Below are 18,109 nucleotides of genomic sequence, written 5' to 3'. Positions count from 1 at the left end.
TCCTGTGACGAGGAGCCCGTTCCTCATCTCATCGACGCACCCGCGCCAAGAACCTCATGACCCACAACAATTAGGGCCGGTCTGACTGGGCAAAATGGCATCGTGGCGCGCATTTCGCTGGACACAGTCGACGACGGCAAGAGACTTGGGACTACGCGTAGTCTCCAGTGTTCCATGGGCAAACACCAAGGCTTCGTGAGGGAACTTTCGAGGTGGCTCACAGCTTGGAAAGGTCTCGGGGCGCCATTTCGAGATGCACGACGGGATTTCTTCACGGAATCTCTATATTCGGCCCGCTGCATCGATGCAAAAAACCAGTCGATGGGATGCAGTTGCGCACCGCTGAGGTGTTCATCTTCATCAAATCTTCAAGATTTTGGGTCGCGTCACATGGAAAAGGCAGTCTACTGTCGATGGCATGGCGGGCTGGCTCCGGCCGGTTCGTCTCCTGTTGAACCGACGAAGGAGCAAGCCATGACCCATCACGTGAGCGCGATGCTGGAGACCTACCCGAAGGACCTCGGTGGGGTGGACAAGGAGAAGCTGGCCGCCTGTATCGAGGCGTGTTTCGAGTGCGCCCAGACCTGCACCGCCTGCGCTGATGCCTGCCTGTCCGAGGACATGGTCGCGGAGCTGACCAAGTGCATCCGCACCAACCTGGACTGCGCGGACCTGTGCGAGGCCACCGGGCGAGTGCTCTCACGTCACACCGGCTACGACGCGAACATCACCTTGGATGCGATCAAGGCCTGCCAGATGGCCTGCAAGGCGTGCGCCGATGAGTGCGAGCAGCACGCGGACATGCACGAGCACTGCCGGATCTGTGCCGAGGCCTGCCGGCGTTGTGAGGCGGCTTGCGCCGAGCTGGTCGCCTCCCTGGGCTGAGCAGAACCTCCCGCTGACCCATCATCCGGGCGGCGGGGGCGGTGAGAAGGCCCGTGGCCGGCTGGGATCGGCGCTACGGGTGGATCCCGGACCTCTAGGGGTCAGGGCACCGCCATGACGCACCTGCCGCCCGGGTGATGCACCTGATGCACGAGGAAGTCACCAGAGGAACGAGGACAATGACAACGAACGCGAGTGCTCGCAACCAGCGCCACGAAGACAAGGCCGGCCACCACGGCACCTCGAATCGGATGTACTGGATCTTCGCGGCCATCCTGCTGGTCAACCTCGGGCTGATGTGGGTGTTGACGATGTCGATGATCCGCACCTGGGACCACTTCTACTTCAATCCCAGCAACCTCTACATGGCGTTCATCATGGTCACCGCGATGGCCATACTCATGGTCGTGGGCATGTGGTCGATGTTCCAGAACACCAAGCTCAACATCGCCCTGCTCATCGGCTTCATCGCCTTGTTCGTCGCGGCGCTGCTCTTCGGGCGCGCCGAGGTCGGAGTGGGCAACGAGGGATTCTTGAAGTCGATGATCCCGCACCACTCCCGGGCCATCCTGGTCTGCCAGGAATCGAACATCACCGACCCCGAGATCCAAGACCTGTGCGTCACCATCGTGGAGACCCAGCAGGAGGAGATCGCCCAGATGCAAGACATCCTCACACGCTACGAATGACCCGCTGAACGGGGGCCGACCCGGGCTGCGGGCCCTCGGCACTTGATGTGCACCATTGACCGGTGGAGGCCGCTGAGCGGCACCCACCGGTGCAAGAGGAAACTCGGCCGGACGCCCGGCCCGAGTGCTCCGCCTGGTTTCCTCTCCCCCCGTCTCCGGCACTGCAGACGGGTTCGTGCCTCCCACCGTGGCGAACCACGGTCCGCCCGAGGCCGCCTATCTAGTGGTTGAACCGGGTTCATCCTCCGGGCCTGTTCGCACCGAAAGAGAGACCTGATCATGCTTCCCACCCTCACCCGCGGCCGCCGTATCGCCGCAGCCGCATCCAGCCTCACCCTCGCTGCCACCTTGCTGGGCGGAGCAACCGCCCCGGTCTTCGCTCACGGAGAGGCCACCCCCGTCTCCTCCCACTCCCAAGCGGAAATGCTGCAGCCGGACCCGACGTCGCCGACGGCCTACGAGTTCGGCGAGACCCTGGCCACCCTGGAGGGCGAAGAGCTGGAAATCACGTTCCTGGCCGAGATCATCCCGCACCACCGCGCCGCCATCGAGATGTCCCAGCTGGAGCTTGAGCGGGGGGTCAGCCCGGACATCCGCACGCACGCGGAGAACATCATCGCCAACCAGCAGCACCAGATCGACCAGTTCACCCGGTGGCTGGAGGAGTGGTACGGGCTGACCCCGGAAGAGGCCATGGCTCAGGCCCCGGCAGAAGCCCAGGAGGAGATGAAGATCCTGGAGGAGGAGACCCAGATGATGATCGAGGAACTCTCGGCCGTGGAGGCCGGTGAGGACTTCGACGTCGCCTTCGTGCAAAAGATGATTCCGCACCACCAGAGCGGGATCATCGAGTTCCTGGAGCCGCAGTCCCGTGCCGTGCACCCGCAGCTGCGAGTGGCGGCCACCGCGGGGATCACCACCCAACAGGCCCAGGTCGCGGACTTCCGCACTTGGCTCGCCGGCCGCGGCTGATCACCGAACTGAAACAGCGCGATCGGTGGGGGCCATCTGTTAGGGTTGCCCCCACCGATCAACGACAGACTTTGATGTTCCGACCGCGCGAAAGGGGAGACCATCGTGTACTCCGGGATCGTGGCCATGGCCCTGGTGGCGCTGTCGGTCGTCGTTCTCCTCTATGCACTCCACCGCGCTGCCGTCATCACCGCCGAGCCGTTGACGGTTCTGCCCGCCCAATCCGGGTGGATGCCCCAGGAGCACGCGCTGTCCCGATTCCACGCCCGCTGGTACCTCGCCTCAATCGTGTTCCTGGCCTTCGACGTCGAGATGCTCTTCATGTATCCGTGGGCGGTGGTCGTGATCGAGAAGGGGATCTCCGCGGTGGTGGAGATGTTCCTGTTCCTCGGGGCCCTGCTCGTCGCCGTGGCCTGGGCCTGGCGCGAAGGAGCCTTCCGATGGGCCTGAGCGGTGCTCTCGCCCGGCTCGCGGTCCGGGCCACCCGGGTCCTCGTCGTCGAGGTCCCGGGGCACTGGGCGACCCGGATGGAGGTCGAGCACCAGCTGCTCCGCCGTGGGTGGCGACCGGCGTGGACACCAGCGGATGCGGACGTGCTCGCAGTGTGCGGTGCACCCGGCCCCGAACTCTCCGAGCTGGTGGACCGGCTCTGGGAGCAGATGCCCGGTCCCCGCGTCCGCGCCGACATCACCTCGCCCGGAACTGTAGGTTCCGCCCTCGACGCCGCCGCAGCCCTCCTTCTCGACACCCCGCACCACCGGACGGACGCCCAGGAGCGGGCGCAGGAACCCGAGATCCCCGAGGACGCGGATCATGGGGGTCACGGGGGCATGGACCACGGCGAGATGGACCACGGCGAGATGGACCACGGCGAGATGGACCACGGCGGGCACGGCGGGCACGGTGGGATGGACATGGCTCCGGAGGGGATCCCGCTGGCCGAGGGCGGGGAGGACCGTGACGGACTGGAGATGGACGTCCTCCATCTGCCGCTGGGTCCCGTGCTGCCGTTCTGGCCGGCCGGGCTCGTGCTGCGCTGCTCGTTGCAGGGGGATGTCGTGGTCAACGCCGAAGCCTCCATGGTGGACGGCAGGAACGACGACGAGGACGACGGCGCCGGAGCAGCCGGACCAAGTGCCGGTCCCGCGCCGGCGGCGGTGGTGCGGTGCGACCAGGTCATGGCGTTGCTGGCTCTCGCGGGGGTCGAGGACGCGGCGGCCTGCGCCCGCCGCGCCCGGGACGCCCTGCTGTGCGGTGACGAGGACGCCGCCCGGGACGCCGTCGAGCGGCTGGATCGGACGGTCCGGTGGTCCTGGCTGCTCCGGTCGTCGCTGCGGGGCGTCCTGCTGCTGGACCGGGCCGGCCTCGAGCGCCACGGGCTGCCGGGACACTGCCGCGGGGACGCCCACGACCGGCTGCTGTCCCGCGTGGAACGGATCCGGGCCGAGGCCGGTGGCACGGAGCCCACCCCGGCGGAGGACGGTGGGGTGCCCTGGGCGGTGGTGCCGGACCTGGTGACCGGGCTGGAGCTGGGCTCCGTGCGGTTGGCCGTGGCGAGCCTGGATCTCGATCCGCATCCTGCCGTCCAGGCGGTGGGGCATGGCTGAGAGCGTGGTGACGACCGTCCCCGGAGGATGGGCCGTGCTGGCGGGGATCCTCCTGTGCGGCTTGGCCTTCTTCGCCGTGGCGCTGGATGCGGCGCTCTCGGCCCGGGCGCAGGGCACCGGCGGCGGATGGGGCGCGCCGCTGGGCCGTGCGGCGAGGCTGCTGCGGCAGCGGCGCCGGAGCACCGTGGCCGCGGACACCCTGCTGTGGCGGATCGGTGGCGCGGGCATGCTGGTCGGGGCGTTCCTGATGATCGCGGTGATCCCGCTGGGGGAGTGGACGCTGGCGGACCTGGACGTCGGTGTCGTGTGGTTCAACACCGTGGACGTCATGGTCTGGGCGCTGGTCTGGTTGGCCGGCTGGGGTGCGAACTCCGCCCACGGCCTGGTGGGCGGCTACCGCTTCCTGGCGCACGGGCTGGCCTACGAGCTGCCGTTGATGTTCGCGCTGGTGGCCCCGGCGATCGCCGCCGGCAGCCTGGCCGTGGGCGATGTCGCGGCGGCCCAGGACGGCGTGTGGTTCGTGGTCTGGATGCCGGTGGCGTTCCTCGTGTTCCTCATCGGCGTGACCGGCTTCTCCGTGTGGGGCCCGTTCGCCCCGGCGCTGGCCGCCGACATCGGCGGCGGCGTGCTGGCCGAGCTCTCGGGGGTCGACCGCCTCGTCCTCCAGGCCGGGCGCTACCTGTTCCTGACCGCCGGAGCCGCCTTCTCGGTGCCGCTGTTCCTCGGGGGCGGGGCCGGGCCGGTCCTGCCCGGCTGGGCGTGGGTCCTGGTGAAGACCGTGGCCGTGCTCGCGGTGCTCGTGTGGTTGCGGCGGAAGCTTCCGCTGCTGCGCCCGGACCGGTTCATGGAGATCGGGTGGATGGTCCTGCTCCCGGCCGCCGTGCTCCAGGACCTGGTCGTGTCCCTCGTCGTCGTCTGGAAGGGCTGAGCCGTGCTGGTCGGAATCGTATTCTGGGTGCTCGCCGTGGTGGCCGTGACCGCGGGGGCAGCTGTGTTCGTGGTGGACTCCATGGCCCGGGCCACCTATGCCCTGGCGCTGTCGTTCATCGCGGTGGGGGTGCAGATTCTGCTGCTCGGGCAGAGCTACCTCGGGATCATCACGATCCTCATGATGGTGATGGAGATGGCGGTGATGGCGGTCTACATGGTGATGTTCATGGGCATGAACCCGGCGCTGATGCCCATGGACATGACCCACGGGAAGAAGACCGCGATCGTCGCCTCGGCCGGGGTCTTCGTGCTGCTGGCCGCCGGTGCGCTGCTCGTGCCGTGGCCGCAGCGGCGCGGTGTCCCGCCCGAGGACGTCACGCACGCGCTGGGCCTGGAGATCATGGGCGAGAAGATGCTGGTCATGGCCGTGGTGGGCCCTGTCATGGTGGCCACCATCGTGGCCGGGGTGGTCCTGGCCGCCCACCGCACCCGCTACGACCGGCTCGGTGACGACCTGCGCCGCCGCCCGGCCGACGACCCCCAGCCGGGGGGTGTGGGCCGATGACCCTGGAAGCCGTGCTGGTCGTGGCCGCCGCACTGTTCGCCGTCGGGCTCTACGGCGCCCTGTCCCAGCAGGTGGTGGTGATGGTGATGATGGGCCTGGAACTGATGATCAACGGGGTCCTCCTGGCCGCCGCGGGCTTCTGGTGGTTCCTCGCCCCGGACCCCTCCGGGCAGGTGCTGCTGCTGGTGATCCTGGCGGCCATGACCGTGGAGATGGCCATGGGCTTCGCCGTGGCCACGCTGCTGCACCGCAGGCGCCAGACCGACATGACGGACATGGCCGAGGAGCTCTCCCGATGACCGCGGCCCAGGCCGTCCTGCTGGCCGTGGTGGTGCTCCCGGCCACCGTGGGGGCGGTGCTCGCCCTCACCCGGGCGGAGCGTGCCGCGGCCCCGGTCGCGGTGGCGACCGCCGCGGTGACCACGGTGCTCGCGGCGGTCGCCGCCCTGGCGCGGCCCGCCCTGGCGTATCCGTTCGTGGCCGGTGCCGACTTCGCGCTGGAGGCCGACGCCCTCGCGGCACTGACCCTCCCGATGGTCGCGGGAGTGACGCTCCTGGTGCTGGTCTTCGCGGCCGGCAGCATCCGGGCGGCACGGCCGCGCTTCCACGGGCTGATGCTGCTCTTCGCCGCCGCGGCCCTGACCACGGTCACGGCCGCGAGCCTGCCGGCGCTGCTGTTCGCCTGGGAGCTGATGGGCGCCACGTCCTACGCCCTGATCGGGTTCTGGTGGCGGGACGCCGACCGCGTCTCGGCCGGACTCACCGCCTTCATCACGACCCGCACCGCGGACTTGGGACTCTACGTCGCCGCCGGCGCCGCCCTGGCCGGCGGCGCCGGGATGGCCCTGTCCGCCCTGCCGGCCGCCGAGAGCCCGTGGCGGCACGTGATCGCGGCCGGGATCCTCGTGGCGGCCCTAGGCAAGGCCGCGCAGCTGCCGTTCTCCTTCTGGCTCTCCGGGGCGATGAAGGGCCCCAGCCCGGTGAGCGCGCTGCTGCACTCCGCGGCCATGGTCGCCATGGGCGGCTACCTCCTGCTCCGGGTGGAGCCGCTGCTGGCCTCCACCGGGTGGGCGGGCCCGGCCGCGGCGTGGATCGGGGCGGTGACCGCGGTGCTGATGGGGTTCGTGGCGCTGGCCCAGCGGGAGCTCAAGCAGCTGCTGGCGGCGTCCACGGTGGCGCAGCTGGGCTTCGTCGTGCTGGCCGCCGGGGTGGGCGCGGTCAGCGGCGGCGCGGCCCACCTGGTGGCCCACGCCTCCACCAAGGCGCTGCTGTTCCTGGCCGCCGGGGCGTGGCTGACGGCCCTGGGCACCGAGGAGCTCGCGGCACTGCGCGGGGCCGGCCGCCGGTGGCGGGTCGTGGGCGTGAGCGCGACCGTGGGGGCGCTGGCCCTGGCCGGGATCGCCCCACTGTCCCTGTGGGCCACCAAGGACGCGGTGCTGGCCGCCGCCCTCGAGGCCTCGGCGTGGCTCTACGCCGCCGGGCTCGTGGCGGCGGCCCTGTCGGCGGCCTACGCGGGCAAGGTCCTGTGGACGATCTGGTATCGGGGTGTCCGCGCTGAGGCCCAGGAGGGCGGCACCGGGGGAGTGGGGGTGCTGGAGCAGGTCCCGCTGGTCGTGCTCGCCGTCGGCGCGGCCGCCCTCGGGGTGCTGGCCCTGCCCCCGGTCAGCACGACCCTCGCCCAGGCGGTGGGCGGGCACGGTGAGGTGGCGGCCGCCGAGCTGCTCGTCTCGGCCGCGATCGCCCTCGTGGTCCTGCTGCTCATGCTGCGCCTGCGCGTCCCCGAGCCGGGATGGGCCGTGCGGTGGCTAGGGTTGGAGGCCGCCGCGCACGCCGTCGTCGTCCGCCCCTCACTGGGCCTGGCGCACGCCCTGGCCCGGTTCGACGACCTCGTCCTGGACCGGGCCGTGACCGCCGCCGCCGGGGCCGTCCCGGTGCTGGCACGGGCCGCGGCCCGGTTCGACGACCGGGCCCTCGACACCGGGGTCGAGGCCACCGCGCACGCCGCCGACGCGACCGGCCGGGGTGCGGCCCGGCTCGACGACGACGTCGTGGACGGCGCCGTCGAGGGCCTCGCCGGCCGGGTCCGCCGGCTCGGGCAGCTGGCCCGGGCCCCGCAGACCGGGGCAGTCCACCAGTACTTCCTCCAGGCCGTCGCGGTGCTCGCCGTCGGCGTCATGGTCTGGTCCGTCTACGCCGTGATGGGATGAACATGCTGAGCCTGATCGTCTTCCTGCCCCTGGCCGCCGCCGCCGTCCTGGCCGTGGTCCCCTCGATCGGGGCCGCGGCCGCGCGGTGGGCGTGGGTGGCGGTGAGCGTCGTGGAGCTGCTGCTCGTGGGCGTGCTGTGGGCGGGCTACGAGGACCCGGGACCCAACGGGCTGGCGTTCGAGGAGCAGGTGCCGTGGATCCCCGGGGTGAACAGCAGCTACCACGTGGGCGTGGACGGGCTCTCCCTGCCGCTGCTGGCCATGACGGCCGTCGTGTTCCTGGCCTGCGCCGTCCACGCCCTGCGGGACGCGGACCGCCCGCGCGTGCAGGCCGCACTGTTCCTGTTCCTGCAGGGCGTGAGCCTCGGGGTGTTCGTGGCGGCCGACCTCATCCTGTTCTTCGTCTTCTTCGACCTGTCCATCGTGGGCATGTACTTCGTGATCGCCGGGTGGGGCCACGGCAACGCGGTCCGGTCGGCGCTGAAGTTCTTCCTCTACACGTTCCTGGGCTCCCTGGCCCTGCTGCTGGGCTTCATCGGGCTCTACGTGGCGGCGGCACCGCACACCTTCGACATCCCCGAGCTCGTCGCGGCCGCACCTCTGGCGGGCGATCCGCTCACCGGGGGGTTGGTGCTCGCGGCGATCCTGGTGGGCCTGGCCGTGAAGACCCCCACCGTGCCGTTCCACACGTGGCTCCCCCCGGCCCACACGGACGCCCCGGCCACCGGCTCGGCCGTGCTGGCGGGGGTGCTGCTGAAGATGGGCACCTACGGGTTCGTGCGCATCGCCATGCCGATCCTGCCCGAAGCGTGGCGGGCGTGGGCCTGGGTGATCGTGGCCGTCGGCGTCGTCTCGGTGCTCTACGGGGCGTTCGTGGCCCTGGCCCAGACGGATCTCAAGCGGATGATCGCCTACACCTCGGTCAATCACATGGGCTACATCGTCCTGGCCCTGGGCGCGGTCGGGGTCCTCGTCGAGGGCGCCGCCCAGGCCCGGTCCGTGGCGGTCACCGGCGCGGTGGTGCAGATGGTCAGCCACGGGCTGATCACCGCCGCCCTGTTCCTGCTCGCCGGGGTGATGCAGGACCGGGCCGGCTCCTACGACATGGGCTCCTACGGCGGGCTGGCCGCCCCCGCCCCGCGCTACGCGGCGCTGTTCGCGGTCGGGGCCTTCGCCTCCCTGGGCCTGCCCGGGTTCTCCGGGTTCATCGCCGAGTTCCAGATCTTCGCCGGCAGCGTGGCGGTGGCCCCGGTCACCGCGGTCGCCCTGGTGGGCATCCTGGTCACCGCCGCACTGTTCCTGCGGGCCCTGCAGCGGGTCTTCACCGGCCCGGCGGCCGGGCACACCCCCGGGTTCGAGGACCTCCGGGCGCCGGAGCTGTGGTCCGCCGGTCCCCTGCTGGGCCTGTCCCTGCTCATCGGTGTGCTGCCCCGGGTGCTGCTCGAGGTGATCGAGCCGGCCTCGGCCGCCCTCGTGGGCCTGGTGGGACGGTAGCCGATGGAGGCCTCGATGCAGATGCGCCCCGAGCTGCTGCTGCCCGAGATTCTCGTCTTCCTCGGCGGGCTGGTGGTGCTGCTGGGCGGATCCTTCCTGCCCCGCGACCGGCAGTGGATCGCCCGCGCCGCCGCAGCCCTGGCCCTGCTGGGTGCCGCGACCGCCGCGGCCCTCGCCATGGCCGGGCCCGCGCAGAGCGCCTTCAGCGGCACCTTCACCGTGGACACCGCCACCGGTACCGCCCGGGTGATCACCGCCCTGACCACCCTGCTGGTCCTGGGGGTGGCCTCCGGGGAGATCGCCGGGTCCCCGCGGGAGTCGGACACGTACGCGCTGCTGCTGCTGGCCACCACCGGGGTGATGGTCCTGGCCGGGTCCACCGACCTGCTCGTGCTGATCGTGGGGTTCCTGCTGGCCAGCATCCCCCTGTACGGGATCGTCGGCCTCACCGGCGGCCGCGCCGGGGCCGAGGCCGCCATGAAGACCTACCTCATGGGGGCGCTGTCCGGGATCCTGCTCATGCTCGGGGTCACCGTGCTCTACGCCCTGGCCGGGGGCACCGACTACGCCCTGCTCCAGGAGACGCTGCCCGCGGCCCCGGCCGCGGCCGTGGGCGCGGGCGTGCTGGGCGTGCTCGCCGGGCTGCTCTTCAAGGCCGGTGGGGTGCCCTTCCACTTCTGGGTGCCCGACGCCGCCCAGGGCACCGGGGCCACCGCCGCCACGTTCCTCACCACCGTCCCGAAGGTGGGGGCGCTGGTGGCCGTGTACCGGCTCGTGGCCACGGTCTCCGCCGGGGACGGCTCCTGGTTGCTCGTCGCCGCACTGCTGGCCACCGCCTCGATGGTCCTGGGCAACCTCGCGGCGTACTGGCAGACCGACCCCCGCCGGCTGCTGGGCTGGTCCACGGTGGCCCAGGTCGGGTTCCTGCTCGTGCCCGTGGCCGCGGCCGGGCGCAGCGACTTGGCCCTGCCCTCGCTGCTGTTCTACCTCGCCGCCTACGCCGTCACCAACGTCGCCGCCTTCGCCGTCACCGCCGCGCTGCCCGAGCACCGGGAGCTGGCCGACTACCGGGGCCTGGCGCGCTCCCGCCCCGGCCTGGGGCTGGCGCTGCTCGTGGCGCTGCTGGGGCTGGTGGGGACCCCGCCGCTGGCCGTGTTCGTCGGCAAGCTCACCACCGCCACCGCCGCCTGGGACGGCGGGCACGGCTGGCTGGCCCTGGTGGTGATGCTCAGCAGCGTGCTCAGCCTCTTCTACTACCTGCGCTGGTTCGCCCCCGTCTTCGCCCGCCCGGAGCAGCACGCCGCGGGGTTCCCCGGCCGCGGCGGGGCGGCCGCCTGGCCGGCCGTCACCGCCGGGGTCGCCGCGGTCGCGAGCCTGGTGCTGGGTGTCCTGGCCGGCGCCCTGTGGGCGGCCCTCGAGGGCCCCCTGGGAATGTAGGTGCGGCGACCTTCGCGCCCCGGACCGCCCGTGCGCAACGCCGAGAGGGGCGAACTCAGGCCCGGGTGCTCTGGCCGTGCTCGGCCGCATAGGCGGCGAAGACCTCACCGGGGTGCTCCCCGGTGCCCACGAAGTCGTCCTTGATCTCGGACCCGAGCTGGTCCAGGGCCGAGGACAGCCGCTGGGCGCTGGACCGCACCGCCGGCTCGGACCGGGCCATGGCCGCATCACGGAGCCGCAGCGCATACGGCAACTGCCGTGCCAAGGACAGATCGGGGTCGCTCTCCTGAAAATAGAAACCCTCGGTGTGCTGGGTGAAGTCCACGGAGATCTTCGTGAGATCCGCCTGCAGGGAATCCAGGACCCGGGAGGCGATGACCGGCTCGACCTCCTCGATCGTCTCGGCATAGTCGGCGTCGGCCAGCCCCTTGAGTTCCAGGGCCAGCGCCCGGCGCCGCATCAGGGGAGGATAGATCTGCGTGAACCACGTCAGCGCCGCGGTCAACAGCGCGAACCCGGTCAAGGCCTCGAACGGGGCAGCGACCCGGATCCACGAGTCGGTGGCCACCACGTCCCCGTAGCCCAGCGTCGACAGCGTCACCACGGAGACGTAGACGGCCTCGACCGCGTCCGGGTAGGCGGCCGCGTCGATGCCGGAGGAGTACATGAACCCGCCCGGGACGTGCGGGTAGTAGATCAGCGCCCACCCCGCTGCTTGCAGCACCACCCAGAGGAGCACCACGGCCACCATCGCCGCCGGCCCCACGGCGGAGCCGGCCCGGTGACCGGTGGCCTTCGAGACCTTCCACACCGTGGAGAGCACCAGTCGGCTCAGACGTCCCTGGCCGCTGGGGTGCAACAGGGTGTGGAACATGTCCATCAGCCCGGCCACGATGACCACGATCCCCAGAGCTGTCAGCAGTACGTCCATGATCGACCTCCGTCGTTGGTTTTTGTTCTTCCGGTCCCCGGGTTACGGGGCGGCTCACCGGTCCTCAGTGCTGTTCGTGCTCGCCCTGCCGCGCGTCCTCGTCGGAGCGGTGTCGCACGGTGAACCACTGCGCCACGACGATGACCAGGGCCACCACGGCGGTGATTACCAGGGTGAACGGGTCCGACTGGGATTTCAGCAGCACGAACGGCACGAGCACCGTGACGTCGAGGGCGATCGCGACCCAGGGGATCCACGGTTTGGCCCCGACGTCGTCCTTGAGGTGGCGGAGGATGCCGAGGTGGATGGCGATGTCCATCGCCAGGTAGAGGATGGCGCCGAGGGAGGCGATCTGGCCCAGGTCGAAGAAGGCCGCCATGACGATGGCCAGTCCCGCCGTGATGTAGAGGGACTGGTGGCCCTCCTGACCCGGCAGCCCGGGGGCCTGGCCCATGTCGCGGAGCATGTCGTAGAGCTTCGAGACCGAGAACAGGCTCGCGATCAGCCCCGACAGGGTCGCGACGACGGCGATCGCCACGGTCAGCGTCACGCCCCAGGCGCCGAACATCGGCTCGGCCGCCTCGGCCAGGGCGTAGTCCCGGGCCTCGACGATCTGCGGCACGGTCAGGCTGCCGGTCACCGCGACGGTGATCAGCAGGTAGAGCACGGTGCACAGGGCGAGGGAGATCATGATGGAGCGGCCGATGTTGCGCTCCGGCTGCTGCAGGTCGGCGCCCTGGTTGGTGATCGTGGTGAAGCCCTTGTACGCCAGGATGCACAGGGTGGTTCCGGCCAGGAAGCCCAGCCATCCCGCCTCCGGCGGGGTGCGGTCGGCGGCGCTGAACAGCCGGCCCAGGGAGGACACCCCGGCGGCGAGGATGCCGGCGATCGCCAGCACGGCGATCCCGACGATCTTGAGCGCCGCGGTCACCGTGGCGGAGCGCTCCACCCACCGGTTGCCCACCAGGTTGACCAGGGCGGCGGCCACGATCGCCACCACCGCCAGCACCGCCACCCACACCTCGGAGCCCTGCAGGCCGAAGGGGCGCAGCAGGTAGGAGGCGAAGGTGCGGCCCAGCAGGGACTCGGCCAGGATCATCGACACGTACATGAACAGGGAGAAGGACCCGGCGAGAACCCCGGGGCCGTAGGCGGCCTTGAGCAGCATCGCGATCCCGCCGGAGGACGGGTTGGTGGCCGAGTAGCGGATGTAGGAGTAGGAGCTGAACGCCACGACCACGGCTCCGGCGAGGAACGCCCAGGGCACCCAGCCGCCGGCCAGTTCGGCGACCTGCCCCACGAGGGCGAAGATGCCTGCGCCGATCATCACCCCCGTCCCGAGGGCGACGGAACCGGTCAGGGAGAGCTTCTGCTGCGTCTGCGTGTCGTGGTCCATGAGGAGGTGCACGTCCTTCCTGCCGGGCGGTGAGTGCCCCCGGCGGTGGGGTGGTTCGGACAGGGTCGGTGGGCCGGCCCACGGTGCTCAGCGGGCCTCGAGGGTGCCCATCATGCCGAGGTCCTCGTGGTCGAGGATGTGGCAGTGGTAGACGGTGCGGCCGGCGAAGTCGTCGAAGGCCACCCGGACCGTCACCTCTCCGAAGGCCGGGACGTTGACCACGTCCAGCCACCGCGGTGCGGCGACCTCGCGGCCCGCCTCGGTCACGACCTGCATGGGCCACACGTGCAGGTGCATCGGGTGGTCCATGGGGCTGGAGTTGGTGAGGGTCCACTCCTCCACGGTGCCCACCCGGACCCGCTGGTCGGTGCGCTCGGCGTCGAACGGCCGCCCGTCGATCGTGAAGGACATCATCTGCCCGGGGCCGCGCATGCCGCCCATCATCCCGCCCATGCCCATGCCCATGGCGAAGTCCAGGGTGCGCCGGGCCGCGACCGGCTCCTCGCGCAGGTCCCGCAGCACCGGACCCGGGGGGACGGGGCCGGCGTCCGCGGCCCGGTCCCCGGTGACCTCGAGGGTGAGCAGCTCGATCGGCTCGTCGGTGCCGGGGCCGTCCCCCGGCATCGCCCCGCCCATCATGCCGTCCATGCTGCCGCGGTCCACGGGGGCGGCGGTCAGGGTGGAGGCGCCCTCGCGGGTGTCCACGAGCAGCTCCACCCGGTTGCCCGGGGCCAGGGTCACCTCGGTGAGCTCGACCGGCTCGGGGAGGCGGCCGACGTCGCGGCCGAGCAGCCGCAGCGTCTGGCCGTCGAGGGTCAGGCGCAGGTACCGGGCCGGGCAGGCGTTGACGACCCGCCACAGCTCCCGCTCCCCGGGTGCGGCGCCGGCCCGGGGCCGGACCTGGCCGTTGACCAGCACGGTCTCGCCCTCCCGGCCCATCATCCGCTGCGGCGGGGAGACCTCGGCCAGGTTCCCGGAGTCGTCGAGGGTGAGGTCCGAGACCACCAGCACCCGTTCCCGGGCCACGGGCACGGGGTCGGGGTCCTCGACGACGATGGCCCCGTAGAGACCCGCCGCGAGCTGGTCGGCCACGTGCCCGTGCCGGTGCGGGTGGTACCAGTAGGTGCCGGGCGGGTGGTCGTCCGGAAGGGAGAAGTCGTAGTCGAAGGAGTCCCCGGGGGCGATGCTGACGAAGGGGTTGTCCCCGTTGTCCTCCGGGGAGACGTGCAGCCCGTGCACGTGCAGGTTCGTGGGGGCCTCCAGGCCGTTGGTCATCGCCACCCGGAGCGTGTCGCCGGGGCGGACCCGCAGGGTGGGCCCCGGCAGGGAGCCGTTGAACGCCTGCACGTGCGCGGTGCGCGCCCCGATCCGCACCCGGGCGGGGGCGGCCTCCAGGGCCAGGTCCAGGGCCCCGTCCCGGCTGGACAGCACCTCGGGCTGCAGCAGCTCCCGGCCGCCGCCGAGGGCCTCGCCACCGCCGCCGGTCCACCACAGCCCGGCCCCGCCCACGGCCGCGGCGCCGGCCCCGGCCGCACCCAGGGCCAGCAGCTGCCGGCGGGTCAGCGGGCTCACCGGTCGCCCTCCTCCAGGGTCCGCAGCCGCTCGCGATACTCTTCGGTGCTGATCTCCCCGCGGGCGTAGCGCTCCTCGAGGATCTCCCGGGACCGGCGCGGACCCGCGCCCGTCGGCGGCGGGGCGCTCCCGCCCTGCCGGGTCCCGCCGCCCGAGTTCCCGGTGAACGCCTTCACGAGCACGAAGATCAGCACCACCGTGCCCAGGATCAGCAGGAGCCAGAAGATCCACATCCAGCCCGTGCCTCCTCCCATGCCGTCGCCCCACATCATCGCGGTCCTCCTTCATCGATCGGTTCGCTGCTTCCTGCAGAGCGCCGCCCGTGGGCGGCGACGCCGGTCACCGGGGCAGTCAGGAACCGTCCGGCAGCTCCTGGAGCATCTGCTCCATCTCGGTGATCTCCGCCTCCTGGTCCTCGACCACCTGGCGGGCGAGCTCGACGGCCTGGGGGTTCTGTCCCTGCTCGATCTGCTCCTGGGCCATCTCGACCGCGCCTTCGTGGTGGACGGTCATCTGCTCCAGGTACAGCCGGGCCGCGTCCGTCCCCTGCGCGTCGGTGAGCATGCCCATGTCCTCCTCGCTCATCATCCCGCCGGCCCCGTGGTCCATGGACGTGGAGTCCTCGCCGGACATCGGCGCTTCCCAGGTCTGCAGCATCTGGTTCATGCGCTCGATCTCCGGGCCCTGGGCATCGATGACCTTCTGGGCGAAGTCCTGGACATCGGCGGGGATGTCGTCCTTGGCCAGCAGTGTCTCGCTCATGTCCACGGCCTGCTGGTGGTGGGGGATCATCATCTGGGCGAACATCACGTCGTCGTCGTTGTGCTCTTCAGCGATCGGCTCCCCTGAGGTAGCGCCCGACGGGGTGCTCGAGGGGCTACCGGCCCCGGTGGCGGCAGCTGTGGAGCTGGTGGTCTCGGAGGCCGCGTCAGTGTTCTGTTCGCCTCCGGTGCCGCAGCCGGCCAGGGCCAGGGCAGAGGCGAGGGTCACGGCGGTGAGGGAAGAGGCTCGGTTCATGGGGATGTCCTTACGTGGGGTGGTTGGGTGGTGGTGGCCCCAGGCAGGGCCTGGAGACCGGGAGCCGGGTCGGGCCGTGGGGGATCCGGTCCCGGCACGCTCAGGAAGAGGTGACCGCATATCCGGCACGCGCCACTGCGGCGCGCACGGATTCCTCTGCGACAGGGGTGGTGCTGGTCACGGTAACGGCCGAAGCCTCGCCGGCTACGAGGTCGATCTGCACGTCAAGGACCCCCTCCAACGCCGTGAGGGCCTCGGTGACCCGGCCGGCGCAGTGGCCGCAGGTCATGCCCTCCACCTGGTAGGTCGTGGCGGTGCCGTCCGAGGACGGCGACTGCGCCTCGACGGCAGTCCCCGCTTCCTCAGGGACAGAGGAGGGAGCGCAGCAGGCGCAACCGGTGGCGGCCATCGGCAGGGGGCGGCGGGGCGAGCTGGTCATGGTGGGCTCCTTCGGATCGTGAGGGAACGGGGAACGCCCCTCGCCTCTCAGGTATATACCCTGGGGGGGGTATAGTGCAAGGATGTCAGTGAGCCTCCCGAGCGGGAGGCAGATCGGCCAGTTGGGGGGGCGGCAACTGGATGGTGAACACCGCGCCGTGTCCGGGGCCGGGGGAGGCGGCGGTCAGGGTGCCGCCGTGGGCTTCGACCAGTGCTTTGGAGATGGTCAGGCCGATCCCGGAGCCGCCGTGGTCGCGGTCGCGGGCGGTGTCCCCGCGGTAGAAGCGTTCGAAGACGTGGGACAGGTGTTCGGCGCTGATGCCATCACCGGTGTCGGCCACGTGGATGGCGATCTGCCCGGGACCCTGCCGGGCCGCCCTCAGGATCACCTTTCCGCCCAGCGGGGTGTGGCGCAGGGCGTTGGTGAGCAGGTTGCCCAGTACCTGGCCCATCCGTTGCCGGTCCACGTCCACGGTCCCGGCCGACTCGTCGACGTCGAGCTCCAGGGCTACGCCCTTGGCGGCGTAGCCCTCCCGGTGGGCCTCCACGGCACTCCGGAGGAGCTCACCGACGGGCTGCTCGGTGCGGTCCAGGTCGATCCGGCCCTCCTCGGCGCGGGAGACGTCGTTGATGTCGTCCACCAGCCGGGTCAGTCGGGCCAGTTGCTCGCTCATGAGCTCACTGGTGGTCTCATCCCAGTGGGTGACCCCGTCCTGGAGGGCCTCGCAGTAGACGGTGAGCACCGCGATGGGGGTGCGCATCTCATGGGCCAGGTCTGAGAGCATTCGCCGGCGGGTGTCCTCGGTGCTCCGCAGACGGGCGGCCATGGTGTTGAACGAGGAGGCAAGGGCCTCGACCTCCGCCCCGGCGCCCATCGCCGGGACCCGGGTGTCGTAGCGGCCGTGGGCCATGCCCTGGGCCGCCTCGGTCAATCGTTCCAACGGCCCCCGGATACGACGGGAGCACCAGGCGCTGACCACCAGGGCGCAGACCAGGGCGGTGCCCAGGGCCACGCCCAGGGTGATGAGGTTGGTGTCGCGGTAGGCCTGCTCCACGTGCAGCAATTCCGGGGAGTTCTCCGGGTGCCCGGCCATGATCAGGTGCTCGTGGAAGATCGCCGGGCCGGCCAGGGAGGCCACCACGACCGCGGCGAGCAGGCTGGCGGCCACCACCAGCAGCTGGGCGAGCAGGAACCGGGAGACCAGCCCCCGGGGGCGTCGGGTCATCGGGCCCCCATCCGGTAGCCGACCCCGCGCACCGTGTCGATATGGGCGGTCGGTTCCTCGCCCAGCTTGCGGCGCAGGTGGCCGATGTGCACGTCCACGATCCGCTCGTCGCCCACCCAAGCCGGGTCCCACACGATGTCGATGAGCTGACGACGGGAGAACGCCTGGTGTGGGCGGGCCGACAGGGCCGCCAGCAGGTCGAACTCGGTGCGGGTGAGCGCCACCGGATCGCCGCCCACCCGCACCTCGTGGGCGGTCAGGTCGATGACGAGGTCCCCGAACACCCGCGCCGGTTCGGCCGGGGCCACGGTGGGGCGGGGCCGGCGCCGCACCGCGGCCACCCGGGCGACGAGCTCGCGCACGCTGAAGGGCTTGGTGATGTAGTCATCGGCCCCGGCGGCCAGCCCGGCCAGCTTGTCCTCCTCGTCCCCGCGGGCGGTGAGCATCAGCACGTAGCACTCCGAGAAGGCCCGCAGCCGCCGGCACACCTCGACCCCGTCCAGCCCCGGCAGCCCCAGATCCAGGACCACGACGTCCGGGTGCTCCGTGCGGGCGGTCTCGAGGGCGTCGGGGCCGGTGTGCGCCTGGGCGACGGCGTAGCCGGCGCGGGCCAGGTAGGTGGCGACCATCTGCGCCAGAGGCTTTTCGTCGTCGACCACCAGCACGCGCCCGGCTGAGGACGCATCCCTGTCTGCGGAGATCACCATGATCCCAGTGTGTCCCGCCGTCCCGACGTAGAAGCCAC

The 18,109-nt window shown here is 71.4% G+C and carries 19 protein-coding genes; 11 read left to right on the top strand and 8 right to left on the bottom strand.

Features of this window, described 5'->3' with window-relative positions; genetic code table 11:
* Positions 1-474 precede the first annotated feature (474 nt).
* The 11 genes from ABD283_RS13910 (at position 475) to ABD283_RS13860 (ending at position 10,784) form a co-directional block, all read left to right on the top strand.
* Positions 475-885: a four-helix bundle copper-binding protein gene (locus ABD283_RS13910; protein ID WP_129702182.1), complete on the top strand. Its 411-nt coding sequence runs from the start codon at positions 475-477 to the stop codon at positions 883-885.
* A gap of 179 nt (positions 886-1,064) precedes the next feature.
* The gene (locus ABD283_RS13905) at positions 1,065-1,574 is read left to right on the top strand and encodes a DUF305 domain-containing protein (protein ID WP_344225544.1); all 510 of its coding nucleotides are present in this window, start codon (positions 1,065-1,067) and stop codon (positions 1,572-1,574) included.
* 279 nt (positions 1,575-1,853) lie between these two features.
* Positions 1,854-2,546 carry a DUF305 domain-containing protein gene (locus tag ABD283_RS13900; RefSeq protein WP_344225543.1) on the top strand — a complete coding sequence of 231 codons (693 nt, stop codon included), beginning with the start codon at positions 1,854-1,856 and terminating at the stop codon, positions 2,544-2,546.
* A 105-nt stretch (positions 2,547-2,651) separates the two neighbouring features.
* Positions 2,652-2,996, top strand: coding sequence for an NADH-quinone oxidoreductase subunit A (locus tag ABD283_RS13895; RefSeq protein ID WP_019310385.1), 345 nt, complete (start codon positions 2,652-2,654; stop codon positions 2,994-2,996).
* Positions 2,987-4,153, top strand: a complete 1,167-nt coding sequence (locus tag ABD283_RS13890) for a hypothetical protein (RefSeq protein ID WP_344225542.1) — start codon at positions 2,987-2,989, stop codon at positions 4,151-4,153. Before ABD283_RS13895 ends, ABD283_RS13890 begins: the two co-directional genes overlap by 10 nt.
* On the top strand, positions 4,146-5,081 hold the full coding sequence (locus ABD283_RS13885; RefSeq protein ID WP_029603322.1) for a complex I subunit 1 family protein: 936 nt from the start codon (positions 4,146-4,148) through the stop codon (positions 5,079-5,081). The genes ABD283_RS13890 and ABD283_RS13885 overlap by 8 nt, the downstream gene beginning before the upstream one ends.
* Positions 5,082-5,084: 3 nt before the next feature.
* A complete protein-coding gene (locus tag ABD283_RS13880) occupies positions 5,085-5,648 on the top strand; it encodes an NADH-quinone oxidoreductase subunit J (RefSeq protein ID WP_098055712.1) in 564 nt (187 codons plus the stop codon).
* Complete coding sequence (locus ABD283_RS13875) at positions 5,645-5,947, top strand: NADH-quinone oxidoreductase subunit NuoK (protein WP_019310381.1); 303 nt, start codon at positions 5,645-5,647, stop codon at positions 5,945-5,947. The genes ABD283_RS13880 and ABD283_RS13875 overlap by 4 nt, the downstream gene beginning before the upstream one ends.
* Complete coding sequence (locus ABD283_RS13870) at positions 5,944-7,854, top strand: proton-conducting transporter transmembrane domain-containing protein (protein ID WP_035962911.1); 1,911 nt, start codon at positions 5,944-5,946, stop codon at positions 7,852-7,854. Before ABD283_RS13875 ends, ABD283_RS13870 begins: the two co-directional genes overlap by 4 nt.
* Before the next feature lie 2 nt (positions 7,855-7,856).
* Positions 7,857-9,347: a complex I subunit 4 family protein gene (locus ABD283_RS13865; protein ID WP_344225541.1), complete on the top strand. Its 1,491-nt coding sequence runs from the start codon at positions 7,857-7,859 to the stop codon at positions 9,345-9,347.
* 15 nt (positions 9,348-9,362) lie between these two features.
* A complete protein-coding gene (locus ABD283_RS13860; RefSeq protein WP_240505713.1) occupies positions 9,363-10,784 on the top strand; it encodes an NADH-quinone oxidoreductase subunit N in 1,422 nt (473 codons plus the stop codon).
* Between the two features lie 55 nt (positions 10,785-10,839).
* Here ABD283_RS13860 and ABD283_RS13855 read toward each other — a convergent pair whose 3' ends face one another.
* From ABD283_RS13855 to ABD283_RS13820, 8 genes are all read right to left on the bottom strand, one after another.
* Positions 10,840-11,715, bottom strand: coding sequence for a potassium channel family protein (locus ABD283_RS13855; RefSeq protein ID WP_035962920.1), 876 nt, complete (start codon positions 11,713-11,715; stop codon positions 10,840-10,842).
* A gap of 64 nt (positions 11,716-11,779) precedes the next feature.
* Complete coding sequence (locus tag ABD283_RS13850) at positions 11,780-13,111, bottom strand: APC family permease (protein ID WP_098056165.1); 1,332 nt, start codon at positions 13,109-13,111, stop codon at positions 11,780-11,782.
* Between the two features lie 87 nt (positions 13,112-13,198).
* Positions 13,199-14,683, bottom strand: a complete 1,485-nt coding sequence (locus tag ABD283_RS13845) for a multicopper oxidase family protein (RefSeq protein ID WP_344225546.1) — start codon at positions 14,681-14,683, stop codon at positions 13,199-13,201.
* Positions 14,680-14,955 (bottom strand): SHOCT domain-containing protein, encoded by a 276-nt coding sequence (locus ABD283_RS13840; protein WP_098055600.1) that lies wholly within the window; start codon positions 14,953-14,955, stop codon positions 14,680-14,682. Before ABD283_RS13840 ends, ABD283_RS13845 begins: the two co-directional genes overlap by 4 nt.
* A 79-nt stretch (positions 14,956-15,034) precedes the next feature.
* The gene (locus ABD283_RS13835) at positions 15,035-15,700 is read right to left on the bottom strand and encodes a DUF305 domain-containing protein (protein ID WP_344225540.1); all 666 of its coding nucleotides are present in this window, start codon (positions 15,698-15,700) and stop codon (positions 15,035-15,037) included.
* A gap of 100 nt (positions 15,701-15,800) precedes the next feature.
* On the bottom strand, positions 15,801-16,139 hold the full coding sequence (locus ABD283_RS13830) for a heavy-metal-associated domain-containing protein (RefSeq protein ID WP_035962930.1): 339 nt from the start codon (positions 16,137-16,139) through the stop codon (positions 15,801-15,803).
* An 85-nt stretch (positions 16,140-16,224) separates the two neighbouring features.
* Entirely contained in the window at positions 16,225-17,364 is a 1,140-nt protein-coding gene (locus tag ABD283_RS13825) for a sensor histidine kinase (protein WP_035962932.1), read from the bottom strand.
* Positions 17,361-18,071: a response regulator transcription factor gene (locus ABD283_RS13820; RefSeq protein WP_035962935.1), complete on the bottom strand. Its 711-nt coding sequence runs from the start codon at positions 18,069-18,071 to the stop codon at positions 17,361-17,363. Before ABD283_RS13820 ends, ABD283_RS13825 begins: the two co-directional genes overlap by 4 nt.
* Positions 18,072-18,109 lie beyond the last annotated feature (38 nt).

Source organism: Kocuria atrinae, assembly GCF_039531425.1.
Taxonomy (GTDB): Bacteria; Actinomycetota; Actinomycetes; order Actinomycetales; family Micrococcaceae; genus Kocuria; species Kocuria atrinae.
Note: the sequence above shows the minus strand (reverse complement) of the source record. Positions and strands in the feature narration are given on the sequence as shown.